Origin of the sequence: Desulfonatronospira sp. (assembly GCA_003563255.1) — a bacterium.
Taxonomy (GTDB): domain Bacteria; phylum Desulfobacterota; class Desulfovibrionia; order Desulfovibrionales; family Desulfonatronovibrionaceae; genus Desulfonatronospira.
In genome coordinates, this window is sequence record PWSL01000211.1 from 1 (window position 1) to 4,113 (window position 4,113).

5 protein-coding genes are annotated in these 4,113 nt (G+C 51.9%); 2 read left to right on the forward strand and 3 right to left on the reverse strand.

The window, feature by feature from the left end; all coding sequences use genetic code 11:
• The 3 genes from QZP87_RS06190 to QZP87_RS06200 form a co-directional block, all read right to left on the reverse strand.
• Window positions 1–107 (reverse strand): S-adenosylmethionine synthetase N-terminal domain-containing protein (locus QZP87_RS06190; RefSeq protein ID WP_291322058.1); only part of this gene is annotated, 107 nt, incomplete at its 3' end.
• Window positions 108–397: 290 nt separating this feature from the next.
• Window positions 398–1,660 (reverse strand): adenosylhomocysteinase, encoded by a 1,263-nt coding sequence (ahcY, locus tag QZP87_RS06195; protein WP_291322054.1) that lies wholly within the window; start codon window positions 1,658–1,660, stop codon window positions 398–400.
• Between the two features lie 43 nt (window positions 1,661–1,703).
• Entirely contained in the window at window positions 1,704–2,651 is a 948-nt protein-coding gene (locus QZP87_RS06200) for a metalloregulator ArsR/SmtB family transcription factor (protein ID WP_291322055.1), read from the reverse strand.
• 423 nt (window positions 2,652–3,074) lie between these two features.
• Between QZP87_RS06200 and QZP87_RS06205 the strand changes: the two genes are divergently transcribed.
• Together QZP87_RS06205 and QZP87_RS06210 are read left to right on the forward strand one after the other, a co-directional pair.
• On the forward strand, window positions 3,075–3,728 hold the full coding sequence (locus QZP87_RS06205; protein WP_291322056.1) for an adenylyl-sulfate kinase: 654 nt from the start codon (window positions 3,075–3,077) through the stop codon (window positions 3,726–3,728).
• A gap of 19 nt (window positions 3,729–3,747) precedes the next feature.
• The coding region (locus tag QZP87_RS06210) for an RsmE family RNA methyltransferase (RefSeq protein ID WP_291322057.1) at window positions 3,748–4,113 on the forward strand (366 nt) is incomplete at its 3' end.

Below are 4,113 nucleotides of genomic sequence, written 5' to 3' on the forward strand. Positions count from 1 at the left end.
ATCAGGGCGTCCAGGACCGCATCCGAGATATAATCGGCTACCTTGTCTGGATGTCCCTCGGATACTGATTCCGAAGTGAAAAAATATTTGCCTTGTGATCCTATCATGGCGTCTTCTCCTTGAAAGTCTCTGTTTAGCGCTTTTAAGCAAAGCAGGGGACAGGCACCCCCGCACTTATTTTTGCCACAGGAAACTTCAGCATATTTGAAAAAATAATTGCGGGGAGAGCCAGTCCCCTTGCCACATGCAAAGTGCTAAACAGATCCCCTTGAAAGTTTAATCTTGCTTCAGAGGATAAGTGGAGAACCCGTCTTCCTGATTCTCCACTCTTTGCTTGCCTTTCTCTGCCTGCCGCGCACAACGCGTGGTCAGGACAACCTTCTTGTCTGACCTCTGATTATGTGCCTTCCTCCCAGGAATCCAGATAGTCTTTCTGTTCCTGCGTCAGTTCATCAATCTCTATGCCCATGGCAGTCAGCTGCAGCCCGGAAATTTCGTCGTCGAGCTCAACAGGCAGCTGCAATACTTTGTTTTCCATCCTGCCTCTGTTCTGCACTCCGTATTCGCAGGCCAGGGCCTGTCCGCAGAAAGAAGTGGACATGACTTCGCTGGGATGGCCTTCGGCGGCTGCAAGGTTTACCAGCCGGCCTTCGCCAAGAATAAAGATCTTTTTGCCGTCCACAATATACTCATCCATGGAGTTACGGACCTCTCTTTTGGACTCAGCCGCCTTTTCCAGGGCCGGGATTTCGATTTCATTATCGAAGTGGCCGGAGTTGCACAGGATGGAACCGTTTTTCATGTTCTTTACGTGCTCTAGACGAATGACGTGCTTATTGCCGGTAACAGTGCAATAAATATCGCCGATTCTGGAGGCATCTTCCATTCTCATTACCCGGTACCCGTCGTATGCCGCCTGCAGGGCGCGAAACTGATCCACCTCGGTTACGATGACGTTTGCTCCCAGGGCCTGGGCTCTCTTGGCCACGCCCTTCCCGCAGCTGCCATAACCTGTAACCACGAAGTTCTTGCCTGCCAGAAGTACGTTAGTGGCCCGCAGGATCCCGTCCAAAGTGGACTGGCCAGTGCCGTAGTAATTATCCACCAGGTGTTTGGTCATGTTGTCGTTGACCGCGATCATGGGATACTTGAGGGCGTTGTCCTTTTCCATGGCCTTGAGCCGGATGATGCCGGTGGTGGTCTCTTCACAGCCACATATTATTTCAGGGATCAACTCCTTGTGGTTCTTATGGATCTCGGAAACCAGGTCGCAGCCGTCATCGATGGTAATGTGCGGCTTGAACTCGATGACCTTGTTGATATAGCGGTAGTAGTCCTCCTTGGTTTCGCCCTTGTAGGCCCAGACCTTGACCCCTTCATCAGCCAGGGCCGCGGCAACGTCGTCCTGAGTGGACAGGGGGTTGCAGCCGGTTATGGCCACTTCTGCACCACCTGCTATCAAGGTGCGCACCAGGATGGCGGTTTCCTTGGTCACGTGCAGGGCCAGGCCAATGCGGATGTCTTTCAGGGGCTTTTCTTTGGCAAAGCGTTCCCTGACCTTGAGCAGAGCGCCCATGTTGAGCTCGGCAAGTTCCAGGTTTTTATAACCCTGGGGTGCCAGGGACATGTCCTTGACTTCGTAATGCTTTCCTTTGTCCATTCTGTTTTCTCCTTGTTTGGTTTATATGTGAAAAATATCCGGATTATCCTTTTGAACAGTTTGCTCCGGCAAAACTGAGGGGCTTGACAGCCAGGCAGACGTTTACGCCCAGTCCCTGCTGCACCCGGTGCTGCTCCAGTTCCAGAAGATCCAGGCCGGCCTGCTGCAGCCAATCCCGAAGCTGTTCATTGTCGAAGCCGGCCCAGACACCTCCATACCTGTAGCGGATCTCTTCACGGTTGTGCCTGTCAAAATCGGCCATGATAAACCGACCTCCCGGCTCCAGGACCCTGCTGACCTCTTTTACCCCTTCCAGGGGAACTGCTACATGGCGCAGGACCATTTCCATGACCACCAGGTCGGTTTCGCCGTTTCGAATAGGCAGATGCTCCAGCTCCCCCAGCCGTAGGTCTGCATTTACCCCGGAGCCGGAAAGTCTTTGCCTGGACTTTTCCAGCATCCCGGCTGAACTGTCTACACCAATGACCCGCTGAGCGTGCCTGCCGAGTTCCAAAAGCATTTCCCCGGTGCCGCACCCGAGATCCGCTGCCGTCCTTGCCCCTTTGGCCTCCCGGGCCACGATGCGTTTTAAACTGAAGTCCCCGAGTACTTCCTGCTTTAAAAGATCCCAGTCATCCACAAGGCTGTTGAAAAAAGTCTTGACCTTGTGCTTGCGCTCATCCAGCAGTACCTGAGTCTTTTCCAGGTCAGCAGCAAAATCCTGCCGGGATCTGCCGGCCTGAATTAAAAAGTCAGTGAGATGAGCAAGATCAGCATCCCCGATCCTTGTGTAATATATGTAGCTGCCGTCGCGCCTGGACTGCAGAAGACCCGAGTCCGCCAGGATTTTTAAATGCCTGGAAATGCGGGACTGGCCCATGTCCATGATGCGAACCAGCTCGTTCACATTCAGCTCATGGTGCAGCAGCAGGTGCAGCAGACGCAGCCTGGTTTCATCCCCCATGGATTTGAACAGTCTAACAATATCCAATTTATTTCCATATAAAGATATTTTGATATGTGCGTTACAGGATAACTAGATGAAAGTGGCAACCCTTGTCAAGAAATAAAATAAAAAAATATCAAATTATAGCTAACAACTTGTTATTCCTGGAAAATTTATATCAATCGTGCTGGAAGCTAGAATCCGCTGTGATTTCCAGGGTGACAGGCCAGGAAATTATGTTGCTCTGCAGGGCAGGCCTTGATACGCTATATTTCATAACACTACAGCGAAACTTCAAAAAATTTATTACCCAATTGGGGACAGGCACTTTTGCCGTTTTTATAACTTGCAATTGAATAAAAAATCAGGCGGCAAAAGAGCCAGTCCCCGGAGGTCAATATATAAGTTTCGCTGTTGTGATAATTATTCCGGATACTCTAAAAATTTTTTAAATCACGGTTCAGGCTCATGCAGACACCAGCCGCTATCGCACCAGGTTTTTTTTGCGCAGCATCCGGCCTGAATGGAAATTCAGGCAAAGATCCGCAAAAATCAGGAACAGTCATCTGGTTTACCGGGCTGCCCGGCTGCGGCAAAAGCAGCATCTGCGACTTTGTCATGGACATGCTCCGGGACAAGGGTTTTGACCCGGTTCTGCTTCGCATGGATGACCGGCGCAGGATATATTTTCCCAGGCCCGAATACACCAGGGAAGAACGGGAAAAGGCCTACGAGCTTTTTGCGCAGGAGGCGGTTGAATCCGCCCTGCAGGGCGGACTGGTGCTTATGGACGCCACCGCCCCCAGGCTTGAAATGCGCAAAAGGGTTCGAGACCAGGTCCCTGTTTTTGCAGAAATTCATATTTACTGTACCCTGGACACAGCCATGCACAGGGAGCGCTCCAGACCCGGAGGTCAGGTCATGGCCGAGCTTTATGACAAAGCCCTGGAGAGGAAAAAAACCGGCCGGGATTTTCCCGGACTGGGTATGGTCATCGGTGTGGACCAGGAGTTCGAGGTGGACCAGGAAGCCGAAATGACCCTGGAAAACGACCACCTGAGCCTGCAGGAAGCCGGACAGAAGGTGAGTAACTTCATCCTGGAAAACATTCTTTGCAAGTAACAACCAAGCCCTACTGTCAATGCACACCTTTTATCTACCCCCGGAAAAGTGGCAGGAGCCTTATTGCCTGGAGTCTGATGAAGCACACCATTTAAGCCGGGTGCTGCGCATTAGTGCCGGTGAAAAGATCCGTGTCCTGGATGGGCGGGGCAGACTGGGTATTTTCGAGGTCCGTACCAGCAGCAGGAAAGAAGCCGGTTTGTTTCCGGAAAATATCTGGAGGGTGCCAAAACCGCAGACCAGGTTGCACCTGGCTCTGGGCTGGAACAAAAGTTCCCGGCGCTCCTGGCTTCTGGAAAAGGCGGTTGAACTTGGGGTATGGAGGCTGGTTTTCTGGACCGGCAAAAACAGCCAGGGCAGAATGGACAATGCCGGCTATGAAAAC

Coding starts and splice junctions, on each gene's coding strand:
- ahcY (WP_291322054.1), bottom strand. CDS start 1,660: ATGGACAAAGGAAAGCATTACGAAGTCAAGGACATGTCCCTGGCACCC.
- QZP87_RS06205 (WP_291322056.1), top strand. CDS start 3,075: ATGCAGACACCAGCCGCTATCGCACCAGGTTTTTTTTGCGCAGCATCC.